The sequence below is a fragment of the Streptomyces sp. NPDC088812 genome, assembly GCF_044750285.1.
In the GTDB taxonomy this organism is placed as follows: domain Bacteria; phylum Actinomycetota; class Actinomycetes; order Streptomycetales; family Streptomycetaceae; genus Streptomyces.
This window is the reverse complement of record NZ_JBIVJP010000001.1, coordinates 777,130-796,997: the sequence shown is the minus strand read 5'-3', so window position 1 is coordinate 796,997 and position 19,868 is coordinate 777,130. Positions and strand designations below refer to the sequence as shown.

Sequence of the window (19,868 nt, the reverse complement as noted above, 5' to 3'; positions counted from 1 at the left end):
TCCAGAGGGCTCCATGTCCACAGTCACTCCCGCCCGGGCGCCGCACGGCGACGCCCCCGCCGGGCGCACCTCCGCCGAGGGCCGCGTCGGGGCGGGCCTCTTCGCCCCCGGGCAGCTGATCAGGTACCTGCCGGAGGCGGTGCGCAAACTCGACCCCCGGGTGATGGTCAAGTCGCCCGTGATGTTCGTGGTGTGGGTCGGCTCGGTCCTGACGACCGTGTTCTCCTTCGCCGACCCGGGTGACTGGTTCGGCTGGACCATCAGCGCCTGGCTGTGGCTGACCGTCGTCTTCGCCAACCTGGCGGAGGCGGTCGCCGAGGGCCGCGGCAAGGCTCAGGCCGACACCCTGCGCAGGGCCAGGACGGACACGGTCGCCCGCCGGCTGCGCGGCGACGGCTCGCAGGAGCGGGTCCCCGGCACCGAGCTGAGGATCGGCGACCGGGTGGTCTGCGAGGCCGGGGACGTCATCCCCGGTGACGGTGACGTCGTCGAGGGCGTCGCGTCCGTCGACGAGTCGGCGGTCACCGGCGAGTCGGCGCCGGTCATCCGTGAGTCGGGAGGCGACCGCTCGGCGGTCACCGGCGGCACGAAGGTCCTGTCCGACCGGATCGTCGTCACGATCACGACGAAGCCCGGCGAGACGTTCATCGACCGGATGATCAGCCTCGTCGAGGGGGCGGCCCGGCAGAAGACGCCGAACGAGATCGCACTGAACATCCTGCTGGCGTCGCTGACCATCGTCTTCCTCCTCGCGTGCGCCACGCTGCCGCCCTTCGCGCGGTACGCCGGCACGCACCTGTCGATGGTGGTGCTGGTCGCCCTGCTGGTGTGCCTGATCCCGACCACCATCGGCGCGCTGCTGTCGGCGATCGGTATCGCGGGCATGGACCGTCTGGTGCAGCGCAACGTCCTGGCCATGTCCGGCAGGGCCGTCGAAGCGGCGGGCGACGTGTCGACCCTGCTCCTCGACAAGACCGGCACGATCACCCTCGGCAACCGCCGGGCCGCCGAGTTCGTACCGGTGCGCGGCACGACGGAGGCGGAGCTCGCGGACGCGGCCCAGCTCTCCTCGCTGGCCGACGAGACGCCCGAGGGCCGCTCCGTCGTCGTCCTGGCGAAGGAGCGGTACGGGCTGCGTGAGCGCCATCGGGGAGAGCTCGCGCACGCCGAGTGGATCGGGTTCACCGCCCAGACCCGGATGTCCGGGGTGGACGTCGACGGGCGCAAGGTCCGCAAGGGCGCCACGGCCTCCGTCACCGCCTGGGTGGAGGAGCGGGGCGGCGAGGCCGACGGGGACGCGGGCCGGACGGCCGACCGGATCGCCGCGGCGGGCGGTACTCCGCTGCTGGTCGCGGCGGACGACGAGCGGGGCGCCCGCGTCCTGGGTGTCGTCCATCTGAAGGACGTCGTCAAGGAGGGCATGCGCGAGCGGTTCGAGGAGCTGCGCCGCATGGGCATCAAGACCGTCATGATCACGGGCGACAACCCGCTGACGGCCAGGGCGATCGCCGAGGAGGCCGGCGTCGACGACTTCCTCGCGGAGGCCACCCCCGAGGACAAGATGGCGCTGATCCAACGCGAGCCCAGTTGCGCCGCAAACTGGAGACGGACCCCTCCCACCCCCGCTATCTGATCACCGAGCCCGGCATGGGCTACCGCTTCGAGGGATGACATGGCACGCGGCAGGCTCAGGATCTTCCTCGGTGCGGCGCCCGGCGTCGGCAAGACGTACGCGATGCTGTCGGAGGCGCACCGCCGGGTGGAGCGGGGCACCGACTGCGTGGCCGCGTTCGTGGAGCACCACCAGCGGCCGCGCACCGAGGTGATGCTGCACGGCCTGGAACAGATCCCGCGCCGGGAGATCGCGTACCGGGGCGGCACCTTCACCGAGATGGACGTGGACGCCGTCCTGCGGCGCTCCCCCGCCGTCGCCCTGGTCGACGAGCTCGCCCACACCAACGTCCCGGGCTCCCGCAACGCCAAGCGCTGGCAGGACGTGGAGGAGCTGCTCGCCGCCGGCATCGACGTCGTCTCCACCGTGAACATCCAGCACCTGGAGTCGCTGGGCGACGTGGTGGAGTCGATCACGGGGGTGCGGCAGCGCGAGACCGTCCCCGACGAGATCGTGCGGCGCGCCGACCAGATCGAGCTGGTCGACATGTCCCCGGAGGCCCTGCGCCGCCGTATGGCCCACGGGAACGTCTACCGGCCGAACAAGGTCGACGCGGCCCTGTCCCACTACTTCCGGCCCGGGAACCTGACCGCCCTGCGGGAGCTGGCGCTGCTGTGGGTGGCCGACCGGGTCGACGAGTACCTGAACGAGTACCGCGACGAGCACCACGTGTCGGCCATCTGGGGCTCGCGGGAGCGGATCGTGGTCGGCCTGACCGGGGGCCCCGAGGGCCGGACGCTGATACGACGCGCCGTCCGCCTGGCGGAGAAGGGCGCCGGCGGCGAGGTCATGGCCGTCTACATCTCCCGCAGCGACGGCCTCACCGCCGCCTCGCCGAAGGAACTGGCCGTCCAGCGCACCCTGGTCGAGGACCTCGGCGGCACCTTCCACCACGTCGTCGGCGACGACGTCCCGGCCGCCCTGCTCGACTTCGCCCGGGGTGCCAACGCCACCCAGATAGTGCTGGGCGCCTCCCGCCGCAGGGGCTGGCAGTACGTCCTCGGACCGGGGGTCGGTGCCACGGTCGCCCGCGAGTCCGGTCCCGATCTCGACGTCCATCTCGTGACGCACGACGCGGTGGGCCAGGGCCGCGGGCTGCCGGTGGCGCGCGGGGCACGCCTGGGCCGGTCCCGGGTCGTGGGGGGCTGGCTCGTCGGTGTGCTCGGCCCCGTCCTGCTCACCGGGGTCCTCACCGGCGCCGTGCCGGACGTCGGCCTCGCCAACGACATGCTGCTGTTCCTGGCGCTGACGGTGGCGGCGGCCCTGCTGGGCGGGCTCTTCCCGGCGCTGGCGTCCGCGGTGGTGGGCTCGCTGCTGCTCAACTGGTACTTCAGCCCGCCCGTGCGCACCCTGACGATCGCCGACCCGACGAACATCGTCGCCATCGCGGTCTTCGTCGGGGTCGCCGTGTCGGTGGCCTCGGTGGTGGACCTGGCGGCCCGGCGCACCGACCAGGCGGCGCGGCTGCGGGCCGAGTCGGAGATCCTCGCCTTCCTCGCGGGGAACGTCCTGCGGGGGGAGACCACGCTGGAGGCGCTGCTGGAGCGGGTCCGCGAGACCTTCGGCATGGAGTCGGCGGCGCTGCTGGAGCGGACCGGTGAGACGGCTCCCTGGACCTGCGCCGGCAGCGTGGGCGCCCGGCCCGCCAAGGTCCCGGAGGACGCGGACGTCGACGTTCCGGTCGGTGACCACATGGCCCTGTCGCTGCGCGGCCGGGTGCTGCCCGCCGCCGACCGCCGGGTACTGGCCGCCTTCGCCGCGCAGGCCGCCGTGGTCCTGGACCGCCGGCGCCTGCGCGACGAGGCCGACCGGGCCCGGGAACTGGCCGAGGGGAACCGCATGCGGACCGCGCTGCTCGCCGCCGTCAGCCACGACCTGCGCACCCCGCTCGCCGGGATCAAGGCCGCGGTGTCCTCACTGCGCTCCGACGACGTCGAGTGGTCCGAACAGGACCGGGCGGATCTGCTCGGGGCCATCGACGAGGGCGCCGACCGGCTCGACCACCTGGTCGGCAACCTGCTGGACATGTCCCGTCTGCACACCGGCACGGTCGCCCCGGTCTTCCGCGAGACCGACCTCGACGAGGTCGTGCCCATGGCGCTCGGCGGGGTGCCCGAGGAGAGCGTGGACCTGGACATCCCCGAGACGCTGCCCATGGTTCACGTCGACCGGGGGCTGCTGGAGCGGGCGGTCGCCAACGTCGTCGAGAACGCCGTCAAGTACAGCCCGCCGGGCGGGACGGTCCTGGTGTCGGCGAGCGCCCTCGCCGACCGGGTCGAGCTGCGCGTCGTCGACCGGGGGCCCGGCGTGCCGGACGACGCCAAGGACCGTATCTTCGAACCGTTCCAGCGCTACGGGGACGCGCCCCGCGGTGTCGGCGTCGGCCTCGGTCTCGCGGTGGCGCGCGGCTTCACCGAGGCAATCGGCGGCACCCTGCACGCCGAGGACACGCCCGGCGGTGGGCTCACCATGGTGCTCTCCGTACGGACGACACCGCGGCGGCGGCCGGAGCAGCCGGACCTGCCGGCGGCGGCCACGTCCTGAGGGCCCGCGCCCGGGCGGCGGCCACGTCCCGAGGGCCCGCACCCCGGCGGCGGCCACGTCCCGAGGGCCCGCACCCCGGCAGCGGCCACGTCCCGAGGGCCCGCACCCCGGCAGCGGCCACGTCCCGAGGGCCCGCACCCCGGCGGTTCGGCACCGGGTGGCGCGGTCCCGGCTCCGGCTCTCCCTGTGTCAGCGGGTGCTCGGGCCGCTGGGCCGTGGACGGTTCGGGACGGGCCCGGCCGTCCCGCCGCCGCCGGCGTCGATGCCGCCGCGGGGCTTGGGGGCGGCGAAGGGGGCCTTGTCCTGTGCGCACGTGGTTCCGGGCGGTGGGAGAGTGCCGTCCACGAGGTAGCGGCTCACGTGGGCGTTGACGCAGCTGCTGGGGTTGAGCAGTGCGGTGTGTCCGTATCCGGTGTTGGTGAGCAGGCGGGCGTCGGCCAGCTCCTCGGCCATGGCCTGCGCGTTCGAGTAGGGCGTCGAGGGGTCGTGGACGGTGCCGACCACCAGGACGGGGTGGGCCGTCGGCTTGTCCCACGGACCGGTGTACCGGTGGGCGGCCGTGGTGGGCCAGGTGGCGCACGGCTCCGCCGCCCAGGTCCAGTGGCGTCCGGCGTCGCCCCCGGCGCCGGCCTCCTCCAGGGCGTGGAAGAGACCGGGGTCGCGTGGATTGGGGCTGTCGCCGCAGAACACGGCGGCTGCCTGCTCGTCGCCGGTGTACGGGGCGGGGACCGGGGGCGTGGTCAGGGGTGCGGAGGGCCCTGGGACGCGGCCTTCCCACAACGCCTGGAGCCGGGCGGCGAGTTCCGTCCATCCGGGGTGGACGAGGTAGAGACCGTTGACCGTGTCCGCCACGGTCCGGGCGTAGGTCCAGGTGCCGACCGGACGTTCCCGCAGGCGCCCCATCAGCCGGTCGAACTTGTCCCGGGTCGTGTCCGGACCGCCGGCCGAGAAGACACAGCCCGCCGTGGTGGTGGCCCCGCACAGGGTGAGGAACCGGTCCAGGGTCGCCGCCGCGGTGCGGTCCGAGCCCATGCGTAGGAAGGTCGGAAGACGGGTGGCGTCGCCGGCCCGGCCCGTCCACGCCGACGGGGCGATGTTGCTGTCGAGGACCAGGGCACGGATCTTCCCGGGGAAGAGTCCGGCGTAGGTGGCGCCGAGGATCGTTCCGTAGGAGATCCCCAGGTAGGTGAGCTTCGGTTCGCCCACCGCCCGGCGGAGCCGGTCGAGGTCGAGGGCGGAGTCGGCGGTCGACACATGGCGCAGGAGCGCGGGGTCGCGCTGCGCGCAGCGGCGGCCCAGTTCCCGGTACGCGGCGACCCAGGTGTCCCGCTGCCGTGCGCCGACCGGGAATCCGGCGGGCTTCCCGGCGATCCAGGCCTGGGCCTCCTGGGGGGTCGCGAAGCAGTTCACGGCCGTGCTGTTGCCGACACCGCGCGGGTCCCAGCTGACGATGTCGAACCGCTCCCGCACCTCCTGCGGGAAGCGTGCGTAGTTCTGCGGCATCTGGACCGTTCCCGGCCCGCCGGGGCCGCCGGGGTTGAAGAACAGGGTGCCGATGCGCCTCCCGGGCCGGGTGGCCTTGCGTCTGACGACGGACAGGTCGATGGCGCGCCCGCGCGGGTCGGCGTGGTCCAGCGGAACCTTCGCGGTCGCGCAGTCGAAGTGCCGGTCCTGAGGGCAGGGCCGCCAGTTCAACGCGGGGGCCGGCGTCGTGGGCGCCGGAACGCCGTCCGCCGCGGCGAGGTGCGGTCCGGTCAGCGCCGCCGAGCAGCTCAGTACGACGGCGATGACCGCGGCTGCCCGTCCCCTACGGCCCGCTGTCGGTCCGGATATGCGCATGTGTCCTCCTCCGGGCCGGGCGCCCGGCTGCGGTCAGGTCACGGATACCGACGGCACCCGCGCTCACCCCACCGCGCCCCGGCACGGCACACGAGCGGCCGGGGCCGGACGGGTGAACCCGTGCCGGTCGGGCCGGCTCGGCCGTTGGCGTGAGGGGAGGGACACGATCTGTCCGCGCCTCGGTCGTCTCCGGACGACCCCCGCCCCGGGGAGCGGGCGCGGGACGGGGGCCCGGCGCTCACTCCTCCGCGGGCAGGCGGACGGCGCCGTGCCGGCCGAGCGGTACGCGTACGGGGATCCGGACGCGGGCGACCGGGCTCCGGGCGGACGCGCGGGCGGGACTCGCGGCTGGGCGGCCGGGGCGCGGGCCGGACCGGCGCGACGGCCGGACGGCGGCCGGATCGGCCGGGTCGGGCGATCGGCCGGGTCGGGCGATCGGCCGGGTCGGGGCGATCGCCCGGCATGCGGGGGACGGCGGACGGCGTCACGCGGGCGTGGCGTCCACGTCACCGCCATGCCTTCCGCCCAGGCCGTCGGCTACCCGATCGACCCGCGGAGGCCGGCCGTTCCCCGCGCGGGAGGAGCCGTCCTCACCGTCGTGGACGGTGGGCCTCTTCGAGCCGTCGGTGCGGACGGTCCCCGCCTCGGCTGCGCAGGGGGACGTCCGCCTCGGTGAGCACACGGTGGACGAAACCGTACGACCGTCCGTGCGCCTCGGCGATGGCCCGTATGGACAGACCGTCGGCGTACTGCTTCTTCATCTCCCGCGCCAGTTCCTCGCGGGCCGCACCTGTGATCTGTTTGCCCTTGTTCATGAGGCGCCTCCTTCGGCGATCGACGTCCAGATGTGATCGTCATCTACCCCCGGCAGAGGAAAAGCCACAGAACCAGGACGCCGTGACGCCGAGTTCAGGGTGCGCCGTCGGCCCCGGCGACGCTGTCGGCGGTGGCGACGCTGTCGGCGGTGGCCGCTTCGCCCTGTGCCATGACGAGAAAGCGCCGGACCGCTTCGAGCGGCATGTCGAGCCCCTCGGACGCGGACTGCTCGTCGCCGAACACCTGCACGGCCTCGGTGACGGCCACCGCCAGTTCGACCTCCGCCTTGCGGACCTTCGCCTCGGCCTTGTCCACGGTGTCGACCACCGCCAGCTGACGGCGCTGCTTCTCCTGGAGCCTCTGTTTGCGGGACAGGGTCTTGTCAGAGTTCTGCACAGACATGACCAAGATCATAATCAGTTGTGCAGGCACCTATGAAATCGGCAACTCACCTGCGCCGGCGGGGGCTTCACGACTCGACGGCACCCGGGGGTTCCGGCCGCTCGTCGAGCGCCTCGGCCATGGCGTCGAGGTCGGCCAGGAGAGCCGTCAGCCGCCGCGCGGGGATGGATCCGATCATGCGCTCCTCGACGGCGTAGACGGCGCCGCGGGCGGCGTGCAGGCGCTGCCGTCCGGCGGGGGTGAGGTGGACGGGCAGGGCGCGGCCGTGGTCGGTGGCGGCCGGCCGACTGATCAGTCCGGCGTCCTTGAGTCCGCGCAGGACGACATTGGCCGACTGCCGGGTGACGAAGGTGCCGCGGGCCAGGTCGGCGTTGGACAGGCCGGGCTGTTCGTCGAGGAGTTCGAGGCAGGAGTACTGCGGGACGGTGAGGTCGTACGCGCGCAGGGCCTTGTCCATGGCGCCGCGCAGGGCGGCCGAGGCACGTTTGAGGCGGTATCCCACGTGCTCGGTGATGTCCTCGGCGGGGTGGGGCGCGGGCACGCGCGCACGGTGTTCCATGTCAGCATTTTGACATAAGGGAGGGCCGGCGCCTACCGTCCACTGATGTCAAAGTCCTGACATCGATTCCGGATGCGCCCACCCTGGAGGAACCATGCCCGCCACCGTCGAAGGTCCCGACTTCATCGCCCTGCAGGTGAAGGACGTGCCCGCCGCGGCCGCCTTCTTCGAAGAGCGCCTCGGGCTGCGACGGGCCCCCGTCTCACCGCCCCACGCGGTCGTCTTCGCCACCAGCCCGGTCCCCTTCGCCGTCCGCGAGCCACTGCCGGACACCGACCTGGACGGCGCCGCGCGCCCCGGTCTGGGCGTGGCGCTGTGGCTGCGCACCACGGACGCCGACGCACTGCGCGAGCAGCTCGTGGCGGCGGGCACGCCCGACGTCACCCCGCTGCAGGACAGCCCGTTCGGGCCGACGTTCTCCTTCAGCGGCCCCGAGGGCTACCGGCTCACCGTGCACGGGGGCTGACCGTTACAGCTGTCGTCCTCACGCCCCGCGGCCCGTTCCGTCTCGCGGCGAGCCCGCGCTTCCCGGAAGGGTTCGCCCCCGCCCGCGTGCGCCAGGAACGGGACCCGGAGGACGCCGGCGTGGGCGGGATCGGGCGGGCCGTGCGCCTCGGGCGGGACGTCCTTCGAGCCGGGCGGTGCGTCAGGCGGGATGTTCCACCGAGGTCGGCCAGACGCCCCGTTCGGAGAGGTGAAGCACGAGGGCCGCGATGTTCCATGCGTCGTCCTCGCCCCGGTGGTGACGGCCTTCGAGCCGCCTCCCGGCGATCTCCAGGGCCTGTGCCATGCCGGGGCGTTTGCGTAGACCGTATGCCTCGGTGAAGACAGCCTTGGCGTTGGTGTGGTGGCGGCCGAAGGGGTAGGGCGTCCGTGTGGCCCGACACTGCCGTGTGAACTGGTGGCGGTCGTAGTCGCCCCAACTGACCCACGGCCGGGCGCCCGCGCGGTGCTCGGCCGCCAGTAGTCGGCACGCCTCGGCGAAGGTGACCCCCTGGTCGACCTCGTGTCGGGTGAGGCCGGTCAGCTCGGTGCAGAACTCGCTGACCGTGGACCGGACGGGCCTCACCAGGATCCGGTGCCGGGCGAGGCGCTCGCCGGCGTCCAGGTCGATGACGGTCAGCCCGATCTCGATGATCTCGCCGACCTGGCCGGGCGGCGGGGAACCGGCCCAGCAGGTCGCTTCGACGTCCACGACGTTGACGAGGCCCTCGGCCCAGGTGCTGTCCATGGCGGGAAGCGTAGGGAGGCGCAGCATCAGGAGCACGTGGTTTCCGGGGCCGCCTGCGACAACGGATCACCGCACTCGCGGCGGTACCGCCGAGCCGTCCCGTCAGCCCCACCACCACCAGATCAACCAGCCGTACCCACCTCCACGGCCGGGCATCGAGAACACCGGCTGAAGGCCCGGCGGCCCTCGTGTCGGAGCGAGGCCGGGCCGGAGAAGAACCGCCTCCGGTCCGCTTCTCGCGGTCGTCTACACGGCGGGGCCGCTCGACGCACCGCCCCGGCCCGATGCCCCGCGAACCGGCCCGGTCCGCTGCACCAGGGCCGTGGCGGCCCTCCCCCACTCGGGGTACGCGAAGGCGAACCCGGCCGCGCGCAGCCGGCCCGGCACCACCCGACGGCTCTTGAGCAGCAGCTCCGTCTCCGAGCGCAGCGCGAACGCCCCCAGCTCGGCCATCCAGCGCGTCGCCGGCAGCCCCACCGGGACGCCCCAGGCCGTGCGCAGCGCCCGCATGAAGTCGCGGTACGGAAGGGGGCCGGGCGAGGCGAGGTTCACCGGTCCCTCGATGTCGTCCCGGGCGATCAGGAACTCCACCGCGCGCACGAAGTCCTCGTCATGGATCCACGAGACGTACTGCGCGCCGCCGGCCACCGGGCCGCCCAGCCCGAGCCGCGCCAGCCTCGACAGCACGTCGAACACACCGCCGCGGTCCGGGCTCATGACCATCGCCGAGCGCAGCGCCACCTTGCGGGTCGCGGGGGTCGGCGCCTCGGCCTGCGCCCGCTCCCAGTTCTGCGCGATCCGCACGCTGTACGCCCAGTGGTCCGGCACCCCGGGCTCCGAGCCGCCGATCACTCCGGTCGCCTCGTCGTGCGCCGCGTCGAAACGGTGGGCGTAGACCGTCGCCGTACTCATCTGCAGCCACACGCGGGGTGGCCGCGCGGCGGCGGCGACCGCCTCGCCGACCACCCTCGCCGAATCAACCCGGGAGTCCATCATGGCCCGCAGGTTCTCGGCGGTGTAGCGGCAGGAGACGCTGCGTCCGGCCAGGTTGATCACGACGTCGCAGCCGTCGATCGCCGCGGCCCAGCGGCCGAGCGAGGCCCCGTCCCAGCCGATGTCGTGCGCCCGCACGGGACGCCGGGTCACGACCGTGACCTCGTGGCCGGCCGCCGTCAGCGCACGGTCGAGAATCCTGCCCACCTGTCCGGTTCCCCCGGGCAGCACTACCTTCATCGAACCCCCTCGGCTCCGCTCGGCATCAGCGTAGCCCTCTTTTTTGAACATGTTCAAGTAGGGAGTCGGGGGGCGCGTTCCGCCGGCGCGGGCCGTGCGCGAGCTCATCGCCCTGGGGCAGGAGCGGACGGTCGACCAGGACCCCGCCTTCGCCGTCGGGGTCCTGGTCGACATCGCCATCAAAGCCCTTTCCCCCGCCGTCGACGACCCGACGACGGCCGTCCAGGTGTTGAACTGCCTGGAGCAGCACCTCCGGGCCGCCGCCGCGGCCGGCCTGTCGCAGCAGTACGTCCGCGTGGACGCCGCGGGGCGTGGCTGCGGTCTGACCCGTTCGACGACCCGCGTGCCACCCCCACGCCGTTCAGCACAGCCGCCTGCCGTTCTGAGACGCCGGGGTGCCGAGGCGGCCCGCCAGGAAGGGTTCCCCGGACAGCACGGCACCCGTGGTGACGCCGACGGCGATGGCCACGCACACCACGATCAGCCAGGAGAGCAGGACGAAGACCGAACCCGCGGACCCGTAGTCGGCCAGCGCGCGGCCGAGGGCCCGGGGCATGTAGAAGTGCGCGGTGACGGACAGGCCGGCGACCGCGACCGCCGTGATGACGGCACCCGGCAGAAGGGGTGCCCAGCGGACGAGTCCGCCCAGCAGGAGGTGCTGCGTCCACCACCACAGAACCGTCTGGGTCACGAGGACGATCGGCACGCCCAGCCACAGTCCCAGGCCGAACCCGTCGCGCAGCGGCCCCTGGAGGAGCAGGACCCCGAGCCAGAGGACGATCCAGGCCAGCCACCGCCAGGGAGCGACGCGTGTCCCGGCCCGGGGTATCGCCCAGGCCCGCTTGCAGAGCCGTTGCATCGCGCGGCTCACGGCGGTGGCCGAGAGCAGCACCATCAGTCCGCCGACCACGCCGGTGGCCTGCTGGAGATCGTCGTTCGGGGGCTGGAACGCCTGCTGCAATTGCGCTTTCGCGTCCCCGGTCAGGCCGAAGACGGCACTCACCGAGGCGACGAGCTGTTCCTGCACCGCCGTCGGAGCGTACGCGCCGACGACGAAGAGCAACGGCACCGCGGTCAGGAAGCACTGGGCCGCCAGACGGGTGGCGGAATCGAGGATGTTCACCGCCACCATGCGGTCCACGAGCCGCGTGATCACCGGCAGCCGGGTCTCGAGACGGGCGTGGAAGGCCATGGCCCGGGCAGCCAGCTCACGCATCCGGCCACGCCACCAGGACGCACGCGTCACGGAGCGGGTCCGGCGACGCGTGCCGGGCGCGCGCTTCGCCCCGCCGGGCGGGCCGGGCGGTCGTCCTAGGCCGTTGCCGGCGTTCCCGGCGTTCCCGGGCGGCATCAGCCGCCGGCGGTCGAGGTGCCTGGGCACCTCGACCGCGTCCCGGCCACCGACGGGCCCTGTGCGGACGTCTCCATCGAGTGCTCCTCTCCCAGTTCCAGGGTGGGCGAAGGCGGAGTCCGTGGCACCCGGCGATGCCGCCCGCCGACGCCGCCGGCGGGCGGGCGGGCGGGCGGAGCGGACGCGCGATGGGCGATGGGCGATGGGCGATGGGCGATGGGCGATGGGCGATGGGAGGATCCGACGCGGGGGGCGGACCGAGCGCGCTATGGGCGGGTCCAACGCGCGGTGGGCGAACGGACGCACAAGGCGAACGGACGCACGATGGGCGGACCGGACGTGCGGTGGATCACCCCCGTGCATAGGCTCGACCCGTCCGTGCACGACGGGATATCGACATGGTCTTCGACCTGCTGCTCATCGCCCTGGCCATCACTCTCGACCCGCTGCCCGTCATGGCATTCGTCCTGGTGGTGGCGTCGGCACGGGGTGTGTGGAAGGGGCTCGCCTTCATCCTGGGATGGCTGGCGTGCTTCGTCGCGGTGATCGCCCTGGTCCTGTCGCTGACCGGGGGCCAGCCCCCACCTCCCCGGTCGCCTCCGTCCGCCGCGGCCCTCGTGGCGAAACTGGTGATCGGCGTGTCGCTGGTGCTCTACGCCGGATACCGGCGCCGACGGGCCGTCCGCGAACGAACGCCGGGCGGGGTCGCCCCCGCGGCACCGCAACCGCACTCGCCGGGCCCGAACCCGTCCGGACCGGACCCGACCGCCACGGCCCCGTCCGGACCGGACCCGACCGGGCCGGTCGCCTCGTCGCACCGCGGGTCGTCCGCGCCCCTGGGTGAGCACATGGATCGCGGCTCGCCCGGTGCGGCGGCGGGGCTGGCCGTACTGCTTCAGCCGTGGGGTCTCGTGGCCGCGGGCGCCCTGACCGTCGTGGAAGCCGACACCTCCCACCTCTCGACGTGGCTGGCGCTCTTCTCCTTCTGCGTGCTCGCCACGGCGACTCTGCTCGCCGCCGAGCTGTACGTGGTCCTCGCCCCCGCCCGGGCCGGGCGCCGGCTGCTCGACATGCGCATGTGGATGGAGCGGCACCAGGAGCGGGCGATCGTGGTCGGCAGTCTGGTGATCGGCCTGTGGCTGGTGGGGAAGAGCCTCTACGAGCTGACCGGTTGACGTGCCGGCACCCGTTCCTCGCCGGCACCCACGAACGTGCGGTCCCCTCCCCGCGGTGCTGCAATGGCTGGGGGGGCTGTCCGCCTCCGTTCGCACGGCGCGCGCTGTCGCCCTCAGGCCCTTCGCATCGGGCCTCGGGGCACTCGGCCGACGCCCGCTGCCGAGGAGTGGTCATGACTGAGGAACTCGAGGAAATGGGACCCGTCGACTACCTGATCGTCGAGTTCCCCGGGAACCGTATGACGGGCGAGGGCCTTCCTCTCCTCGTCGACCTCGTCGAGCGCGGCATCATCCGCCTCATCGACCTCGTCTTCGTCCGCAAGGACGCCGACGGCTCGGTCACCGCGCTGGAGTTGCAGGAGGTCGGGGACGAACTCGGCCTGACCGTGTTCGCGGGCGCCTCCTCCGGACTGCTCGACCAGGGTGACCTGGACGAGGCCGGCGCGGCGCTGCAACCCGGCAACTCCGCCGCGGTCGTCGTGTACGAGAACGCGTGGGCCGCTCCCCTGGCCCGTGCGCTGCGGCGCAGCGGTGCGCAGATGGTGGCCGGCGGCCGCATCCCGGTCCAGGACCTGCTGGCGTCGCTGGAGTCGGCCGACGCCGGGGCATGACGCGGCCGGGAACGAGCCGTCGCCCGCCGGACGGGCGACGGGCGGCGGGCGACGGGCGACGCGTCAGTGGACGATGGTGAAACTGCGCCACGTGCCCTGGGAGGGGGCCACGGTGTCCGCCAGCTGGGTGCCCAGGTAGGTGCTCTGCCCGCCCGGTGGCTCCGTGCAGTCCGCCGTCGGGTAGAGGACGAGGTCGTTCACCGTGTAGTTGGCGACGTGGGTCACCCCCGCACGGAAACGGTGGCACCCGTCCACCCGTGGGTTCGAGATGGTCTCGACCAGTTCTTTCTTCGCGTTGCGCGTGTCGATCGTGCCCAGCGCCTCCCCCTGTCCACACGCGGTCAACGTCGCGCCGAGCACGACGACGCCCGCCAGGGCGCTCCACGACGGTGAAACGGACATCAGGCCTCCTGTGCCACGGCCGGTGGGCCGGCCGGAACGTCGTCCGGGCACCAATATCCGTCAAAGCGGCCGAGTCCGCCCGCCGTCCGTTCCCCCACCGGGACCGGCCCGAGCCGGGTCTCCCGGCGCGCACGGCGGCACGTGGGCCGCCGACCGCCTCGACGCGCCGAACACAGATCGTCTCCTTAGGCTGAATGGGTGCCTTGGGGTGGACGGCAAGAGAAGGGCAAGCCTTCATGAAGGACTACCCGCTCATCGAGAACCACGGTCTCCTCGGCGACTTGCAGACCGCGGCGCTCGTCACCACCGACGGGACCGTCGACTGGCTGTGTCTGCCGCGCTTCGACTCCCCCAGCGTGTTCGGCGCGCTGCTGGACAAGGACAACGGCGGCCACTGCACCGTCCGGCCGAGGAGCGCGACCTACGCCACCAAACAGCTGTACCTGCCGGACACGGCGATCCTGGTCACCCGGTTCATGACCGAGGCGGGCGCCGGGGAGGTTCTCGACTTCATGCCCGTGACGGGCACGACGGTCACGGGCAGGCACCAGCTGGTCCGGATGGTCCGCTGTGTGCGCGGGAGCATGACGTTCGAGATCGAGATAGCCCCGCGCTTCGACTACGGACGGCTGTCCCATCGGCTGCACCTCTCCGAGCACGGGGCGGTGTTCGAGGCGGACGACGGCACACGGCTCACCGTGCACGGCATCCGCGAGCCGGACGACGACCGGCTGCTGGACATCCTCACGGACCGGCAGGACGACCTGCACTTCACGCTGACCCTCGAGGCGGGCCGGCAACGCGGGCTGGTCCTCGAATCGGACGCCGACGGACCGCCCCGGCAGATCCGGCTCGCCGAGTACCAGCGGCTCTTCGACCACAGCCGTACGTTCTGGCGGTCCTGGCTGGGGCAGTCTCAGTACTCGGGGCGTTGGCGCGAGACGGTGGAGCGCTCGGCGATCACCCTGAAGCTCATGACGTACGCGCCCAGCGGCGCCCTGGTGGCCGCCCCGACGGCGGCACTTCCCGAGCAACTGGGCGGCGAACGCAACTGGGACTACCGCTTCACCTGGATCCGTGACGCGTCCTTCTCCGTGTACGCCCTGCTGGGGCTGGGATTCACCGAGGAGGCCCAGGCGTTCATCCAGTGGCTGAGCAACCGGGTCAGGGAGCGGGCGGGCAGCGACGGCGACAGCGGTCCGCTCAACATCATGTACAGGGTCGACGGCTCCTCCGAACTGGACGAGCAGCTTCTCGGCCACTGGGAGGGCTATGCGGGTTCCGCGCCGGTCCGGATCGGCAACGGCGCCGCCGACCAGATCCAGTTGGACATCTACGGAGAGGCGCTGGACAGCATCTACTTCGCGCACCAGCACGGGATCCAGGTGGGGCACCGGGGATGGGGGTCGCTGTCCACCAACCTCGACTGGCTGGTGGACCACTGGGACCAGGCCGGGGAGGGTTTGTGGGAGACGCGTGGCGGCCGCAAGCACTTCACCTACGGCCGGGTGATGTCCTGGGCGGCGTTCGACCGTGCCCTGCGGCTCGCCGAGGCCAACGGCAGGCCCGCCTCGACCGAGCGCTGGCGCCGCGCACGGGACGAGATCTACGACCAGATCATGGCCAAGGGATGGAGCGAGGGACGTCAGGCCTTCGTCCAGCACTACGGCAGTGACGTGCTGGACTCCTCGCTGCTGCGCATGGCGACGGTCGGGTTCATCACCCCGCAGGACCCGATGTGGACGACGACCCTGGACGCCATGGAGCAGGAGCTGGTCAGCGACAGCCTGGTCTACCGGTACAACCCCGAGGCGTCTCCCGACGGCCTGCGCGGCTCGGAGGGAACGTTCTCGCTGTGCACGTTCATGTACGTCGACGCCCTGGCGCGGGCGGGACGCCTCGACAGGGCCAGGCTGGTGTTCGAGAAGATGATGGGATACGCCAACCATCTGGGCCTGTACTCCGAGGAGATCGACCCCACGGGCCGTCAACTGGGCAACTTCCCGCAGGCGTTCACCCATCTCGCCCTCATCGACGCGGCCATCACCCTGGACACGGCTCTCGACCGCAGGTGAGTCCCGTCGCCGGGCACCGGGCCGGGTACGCCCCCCGCCCAGCCAGCCCACAGCCCAGCCAGCCCAGGGGGATAGCACCGGTCGCGCAGCAGATCACGCAGCCGCAGCCGGTCCGCCGCCTCCGGCCGCGGACCGGTTCTCCGCGCCGCGGCCGGCCCCCGTTCCGTCACGGCCCTCCGTCACGGCCCTGTCGCCGCGCCTCCGCTCAGCCGAGCACCCGGCGCTTCTGGGCCTCGAACTCCTCGTCGGTGAGAACGCCTTGCGCCTTGAGATCGGCGAGTTGCTTCAGCTGGTCGATCTTGCCGGTCATGTCGTCGGCGGCAGTCTGTGACGCGGCGGGAGCGGTGTCGGCCGCGGGCTGCGACGGGCGGCCGGAAGGAGCGTCGGCCGCCGGCTGCGTCATGAGCTGCTGTTCGTAGTCCTGCTGGGCCCACCGGCCCGCCTGGCGCCGCGAGACGCGGTTCGACACCGCGGTGGCCGTGCCCGCGATCGCTGCGGTGCGGGCGACACCGCGAAGGAGTCCTGGCATGCTCGCTCATCTCCCCATGTGGTCACTGCGAGGGTGCGCGGCGCCGTGACGCGTGCGCGCCTTCCCAGGTGGACGCGGATCCGCCTGGGGGCGGCGTCGAGTCGCGCCCCTTACCGCGGCGGCCCGGGCACCGGCTGTTCCCCGCCCGGACGTCCGGACAGCCCTTTCACCAGCCATTGCAGCACTCGACCGAACGGCCCGCACGTTCGGCCCTCCACGCCCGGAGGGTGGTGTCGCGGTGTTCGGTGGGGTGGGCCAGGGACTCCCCGTCCCGAAGGGGGGCGTACGCGGGTCCTCAGGACCCGACCCCGCGAGCGGCGCGCGTCGGGACGGCCGTGCCACAGCATCACCTGTTCGACGTGTTTGGCCGGATGAAAGCACATATGTACATCTTCTGCTCGTAGCGTGACCTCACCGTTTTGACCGCACGGACAACCAGGAGGAGAGATGCCGAGCATCACGGGTGCGGGCAGGACCCGGTCGGGTCAGGGCTGGCAGAAGTACGAGGCCGGAGGGGGAATCTACCTGGACGTCGACACGTCGTCGGCGGGGTTCAGCGCCTCCTTCGGCACACCGGTGTACGTCCTCTCGCTGGGCGGGAACGGCACCCACTGGACCGTGACCGGTTCTTCCGCGGTGTATTCGCCGACCCACTCCGGCTTCCGCGTCTACCTCAAGAGGATCGAGCGTGCCGCCCCCCTCACCGTGGAGGAGGCCCAGGAGTGGGGCTTCCACGTCAACTGGGTCGGCGTGCAGAACTTCTAGCGCCCCGCGAAAGACGGCACGTCCACACCGGCCGGGTGGTCCCTGCCCTCGGCCCCCGGGACCACCCGGCCTCGTGGAGCGTCCCCCTCCGGCCGAGTTCCGCCCGACGAGCAGCACGGCCAACTACTTGCTTACGCGGTATATTGTGAGCGAAGGTATATGCGCTGCGATATTATCGCCGCACGCAAGAGCAGCGACCGCGAAGGAACCGGGTGACCGGTCCCTCCGCGCCGCTCGCCCCCCAACTGCCCGGAGATCCACTTGAGTTCCCTGTTCGAGCCCTGCACGCTGCGTTCCGTGACCATTCCCAACCGGGTGTGGATGCCCCCGATGTGCATGTATTCCGCCGCTCCCACGGGCCTCGCGGAAGGCGTGGCCACGGACTGGCACTTCCAGCACTACGGAGCACGCGCGGCGGGCGGCACCGGGCTGATCATCCTGGAGGCCACCGGCATCTCGCCCGAGGGCCGGATATCCCCGTACGACCTGGGGCTGTGGAACGAGACGCAGGCCGGGGGGCTGCGCCGGATCACCGACTTCCTCAAGAGCCAGGGCACGGTCCCCGGCATCCAGCTCGCCCACGCGGGCCGCAAGGCGTCCACCAGCCGGCCCTGGGACGGGGACCGTCCGGTCGGCCCGGACGAGCACGGCTGGCAGCCGGTCGGTCCGAGCGCCGAGCCGTACCCGGGCCTGAAGGTCCCGGACGAACTGACCGTCGAGGAGATCCACGAGATCGTCTACCGGTGGCGCGCCTCCGCCCGCCTCGCCCTCGCCGCCGGCTTCCAGGTGATCGAGGTGCACGGCGCCCACGGCTACCTGATCGGCAACTTCCTCTCCCCGCACAGCAACCGCCGCACCGACGCCTACGGCGGCAGTTTCGACAACCGCATCCGGTTCGCCGTCGAGGTCGTCGACGCCGTCCGCGAGGTCTGGCCGGACGACCTGCCGCTGTTCTTCCGTATCTCGGCCACCGACTGGCTGGAGGAGGACGGCTGGACCCCCGACGAGACCATCGCCCTCGCCCGTGTCCTCACCGAGCACGGTGTGGATCTCATGGACGTCTCCACCGGCGGCAACGCGGCCCGGGTCACCATCCCGGTCGGCCCGAACTACCAGGTGCCCTTCGCCGGCCGGGTCCGGCGCGAGACGGACATGCCGGTGGCGGCGGTCGGCGAGATCACCGATCCCGAGCAGGCGGAGAAGATCCTCGCCGCCGGCGACGCCGACGCGGTGCTGATCGGCCGTCAGCTGCTGCGCGAGCCCACCTGGGCCCGGCGCGCGGCGCGCGAGCTCGGCGGCGACGTGCGCATCCCCCCGCAGTACGGCTGGCGCCCCTGAGCGGCCGGCCCTCGAGGGGCGCCTGATCACCGGCCCGGATCGTCGGCCCCCTTGCGGACTCCTTCCCCCAGGTCGTCACCGGTCCGGCGGGAGCGGGTGAGTTCCTCGGCCGCGCAGGGGGCGGCGACCGGCGACCGCAGCTCCGGCCGCCGGTCGCCGCCCCTCCCCCGGTGACCCAGGTGACCCCGGTGAACGGGTGGTGACGACGCGCCACCGCGCTTCCTCAGCCGATGGTCACGACACGCGCCCAGGGCGGTGGGACGTCCGGGACGTAGTCGGCGTTCTCCTCGTCCACGGCCCGGGCGGAACGGGGGAAGAGACCGACGACGGTGCGGCAGGGCGGCTGCTCGGCGGGCCATGGGGTCTGCCCGTCCGTCAGGGCGACGATCACGTCCGGGCGGGGCGGGGTGCGGAGCGCCCGGGCGAAACCGGAGCGCAGGTCCGTTCCCCCGCCCCCGACGAGTTCGATGTTCTCGGCACGGCAGAGCGGGACGGCGACCCCGGCCGCCGCGTCGCACGAGATCACCGACACCAGGTCGCGCCAGTTCGCCGCTGCGCCCGGAGTCCCAGAGGTGCCGGTGCAGGTCGAGCCGGAAACGCCGGTCGGGATGCGGGTGCGGATGGTGTCCTGGGGCGCCGTTCCCGGACGCCTCCCACAGGTCCAGGGACATCCGCTGTCCGGCGTCCGCCCAGGCCGGCGGTGTGCGCACCACCAGGTGCAACGGCGTGGCGGCGGAAAGCCGGTAACGGGCGAGGTAGAGGGTGAGGCCGGGCCGGAGCCGCCCGTCGGGGGCGATCCGGGGCATGTGCCAGCGGAGCAGATCCGGCGCCAGCCGGCGCAGGTCCGCACGGAGGTGGGTCACGAGATCGGTGCCGTGGCGGTCGCGCACGGCGCGCAGGTCGAAGTCGACGTCGATCCGGGCGGCGGCGCAGGCCCCCGCCCAGTCACCGACCGCAGGCCGTGCGGTCGCGGACTCGATCATGGACAGTGGCACGGCGTACTCGCGCACGCGCTGCCACATCGAGAGGCGGGCGGGAATGTCGTCGGCGAAGTGATGTGCCATCAGCACTCACCTTGCGCGGACGATTCCCCCATTCCGTACGAGGAGAAGTTCTTCATCCCTCACATCGTAAGCACCACGCTGATGATGTGTCATTCCTATTAATCATCGCAACACGGTCCAGCACGACCGCCGTGACAGCCGTTAGAGGCAAACCGTTTCATCATGCACGCAAAATCTAGCCATTCTTATTCATTGTCGAGATAAATGACACGTTTTCAGACAAATAACCTGTCAACTACTGTGAACCGATAGAGTCCTACTT

The 19,868-nt window shown here is 72.4% G+C and carries 17 protein-coding genes and 4 pseudogenes; 10 read left to right on the top strand and 11 right to left on the bottom strand.

All coding sequences use genetic code 11. From position 1 onward, the window contains the following. Positions 1–13 precede the first annotated feature (13 nt). The 3 genes and pseudogenes from kdpB to ACIP67_RS03305 all read left to right on the top strand — a co-directional run. Positions 14–1,582, top strand: a pseudogene (gene kdpB / locus ACIP67_RS03315) (potassium-transporting ATPase subunit KdpB); the annotation flags it as partial. After that, positions 1,582–1,671, top strand: a pseudogene (locus ACIP67_RS03310) (winged helix-turn-helix domain-containing protein); the annotation flags it as partial. The pseudogenes kdpB and ACIP67_RS03310, both read left to right, overlap by 1 nt. 1 nt (position 1,672) lies before the next feature. After that, the gene (locus ACIP67_RS03305; protein WP_401686560.1) at positions 1,673–4,216 is read left to right on the top strand and encodes an ATP-binding protein; all 2,544 of its coding nucleotides are present in this window, start codon (positions 1,673–1,675) and stop codon (positions 4,214–4,216) included. Between the two features lie 189 nt (positions 4,217–4,405). Here ACIP67_RS03305 and ACIP67_RS03300 read toward each other — a convergent pair whose 3' ends face one another. The 4 genes from ACIP67_RS03300 to ACIP67_RS03285 all read right to left on the bottom strand — a co-directional run bounded on the left by ACIP67_RS03300 (position 4,406) and on the right by ACIP67_RS03285 (position 7,832). Beyond that, positions 4,406–6,055 carry an alpha/beta hydrolase gene (locus ACIP67_RS03300; protein ID WP_401686557.1) on the bottom strand — a complete coding sequence of 550 codons (1,650 nt, stop codon included), beginning with the start codon at positions 6,053–6,055 and terminating at the stop codon, positions 4,406–4,408. A 590-nt stretch (positions 6,056–6,645) separates the two neighbouring features. Then, positions 6,646–6,870, bottom strand: a complete 225-nt coding sequence (locus ACIP67_RS03295) for a helix-turn-helix domain-containing protein (RefSeq protein ID WP_401686554.1) — start codon at positions 6,868–6,870, stop codon at positions 6,646–6,648. 94 nt (positions 6,871–6,964) lie between these two features. Further along, the gene (locus ACIP67_RS03290; protein ID WP_401686551.1) at positions 6,965–7,273 is read right to left on the bottom strand and encodes a hypothetical protein; all 309 of its coding nucleotides are present in this window, start codon (positions 7,271–7,273) and stop codon (positions 6,965–6,967) included. A 67-nt stretch (positions 7,274–7,340) separates the two neighbouring features. Next, complete coding sequence (locus ACIP67_RS03285; RefSeq protein ID WP_401686548.1) at positions 7,341–7,832, bottom strand: MarR family winged helix-turn-helix transcriptional regulator; 492 nt, start codon at positions 7,830–7,832, stop codon at positions 7,341–7,343. A gap of 94 nt (positions 7,833–7,926) precedes the next feature. On the opposite strand from ACIP67_RS03285, the gene ACIP67_RS03280 reads away from it, so the two are divergent. Then, positions 7,927–8,298, top strand: coding sequence for a VOC family protein (locus ACIP67_RS03280; protein WP_401686545.1), 372 nt, complete (start codon positions 7,927–7,929; stop codon positions 8,296–8,298). A 180-nt stretch (positions 8,299–8,478) separates the two neighbouring features. On the opposite strand, the gene ACIP67_RS03275 is transcribed toward ACIP67_RS03280, so the two are convergent. Next, complete coding sequence (locus tag ACIP67_RS03275) at positions 8,479–9,063, bottom strand: exonuclease domain-containing protein (protein ID WP_401686543.1); 585 nt, start codon at positions 9,061–9,063, stop codon at positions 8,479–8,481. A 246-nt stretch (positions 9,064–9,309) separates the two neighbouring features. After that, positions 9,310–10,296, bottom strand: coding sequence for a TIGR01777 family oxidoreductase (locus ACIP67_RS03270; RefSeq protein WP_401686540.1), 987 nt, complete (start codon positions 10,294–10,296; stop codon positions 9,310–9,312). A gap of 94 nt (positions 10,297–10,390) precedes the next feature. On the opposite strand from ACIP67_RS03270, the pseudogene ACIP67_RS03265 reads away from it, so the two are divergent. After that, positions 10,391–10,582 (top strand): annotated as a pseudogene (locus tag ACIP67_RS03265) (DUF2254 family protein); the annotation flags it as partial. A 75-nt stretch (positions 10,583–10,657) separates the two neighbouring features. Here the strand turns inward: ACIP67_RS03265 and ACIP67_RS03260 are convergent. Beyond that, positions 10,658–11,512, bottom strand: coding sequence for a YhjD/YihY/BrkB family envelope integrity protein (locus tag ACIP67_RS03260; RefSeq protein WP_401686537.1), 855 nt, complete (start codon positions 11,510–11,512; stop codon positions 10,658–10,660). A gap of 533 nt (positions 11,513–12,045) precedes the next feature. Here ACIP67_RS03260 and ACIP67_RS03255 point away from each other — a divergent pair. Next, positions 12,046–12,822: a GAP family protein gene (locus ACIP67_RS03255; RefSeq protein ID WP_401686534.1), complete on the top strand. Its 777-nt coding sequence runs from the start codon at positions 12,046–12,048 to the stop codon at positions 12,820–12,822. Between the two features lie 173 nt (positions 12,823–12,995). Next, on the top strand, positions 12,996–13,433 hold the full coding sequence (locus tag ACIP67_RS03250; protein ID WP_401686532.1) for a DUF6325 family protein: 438 nt from the start codon (positions 12,996–12,998) through the stop codon (positions 13,431–13,433). A gap of 63 nt (positions 13,434–13,496) precedes the next feature. On the opposite strand, the gene ACIP67_RS03245 is transcribed toward ACIP67_RS03250, so the two are convergent. Further along, positions 13,497–13,835 carry a hypothetical protein gene (locus ACIP67_RS03245; RefSeq protein ID WP_401686529.1) on the bottom strand — a complete coding sequence of 113 codons (339 nt, stop codon included), beginning with the start codon at positions 13,833–13,835 and terminating at the stop codon, positions 13,497–13,499. 236 nt (positions 13,836–14,071) lie between these two features. Between ACIP67_RS03245 and ACIP67_RS03240 the strand changes: the two genes are divergently transcribed. Further along, positions 14,072–15,910 (top strand): glycoside hydrolase family 15 protein, encoded by a 1,839-nt coding sequence (locus ACIP67_RS03240; protein WP_401686526.1) that lies wholly within the window; start codon positions 14,072–14,074, stop codon positions 15,908–15,910. A gap of 205 nt (positions 15,911–16,115) precedes the next feature. Here ACIP67_RS03240 and ACIP67_RS03235 read toward each other — a convergent pair whose 3' ends face one another. Further along, positions 16,116–16,439, bottom strand: a complete 324-nt coding sequence (locus ACIP67_RS03235; RefSeq protein WP_401686523.1) for an SHOCT domain-containing protein — start codon at positions 16,437–16,439, stop codon at positions 16,116–16,118. 447 nt (positions 16,440–16,886) lie between these two features. On the opposite strand from ACIP67_RS03235, the gene ACIP67_RS03230 reads away from it, so the two are divergent. Together ACIP67_RS03230 and ACIP67_RS03225 are read left to right on the top strand one after the other, a co-directional pair. Continuing rightward, the gene (locus tag ACIP67_RS03230) at positions 16,887–17,204 is read left to right on the top strand and encodes a hypothetical protein (protein ID WP_401686520.1); all 318 of its coding nucleotides are present in this window, start codon (positions 16,887–16,889) and stop codon (positions 17,202–17,204) included. 261 nt (positions 17,205–17,465) lie between these two features. Next, the gene (locus tag ACIP67_RS03225) at positions 17,466–18,542 is read left to right on the top strand and encodes an NADH:flavin oxidoreductase/NADH oxidase (protein WP_401686517.1); all 1,077 of its coding nucleotides are present in this window, start codon (positions 17,466–17,468) and stop codon (positions 18,540–18,542) included. A 223-nt stretch (positions 18,543–18,765) separates the two neighbouring features. Here the strand turns inward: ACIP67_RS03225 and ACIP67_RS03220 are convergent, their stop codons facing one another. After that, positions 18,766–19,074 carry a VWA-like domain-containing protein gene (locus ACIP67_RS03220; RefSeq protein ID WP_401686514.1) on the bottom strand — a complete coding sequence of 103 codons (309 nt, stop codon included), beginning with the start codon at positions 19,072–19,074 and terminating at the stop codon, positions 18,766–18,768. A 1-nt stretch (position 19,075) separates the two neighbouring features. Continuing rightward, positions 19,076–19,606, bottom strand: a pseudogene (locus ACIP67_RS03215) (hypothetical protein); the annotation flags it as partial. Between the last annotated feature and the right edge of the window lie 262 nt (positions 19,607–19,868).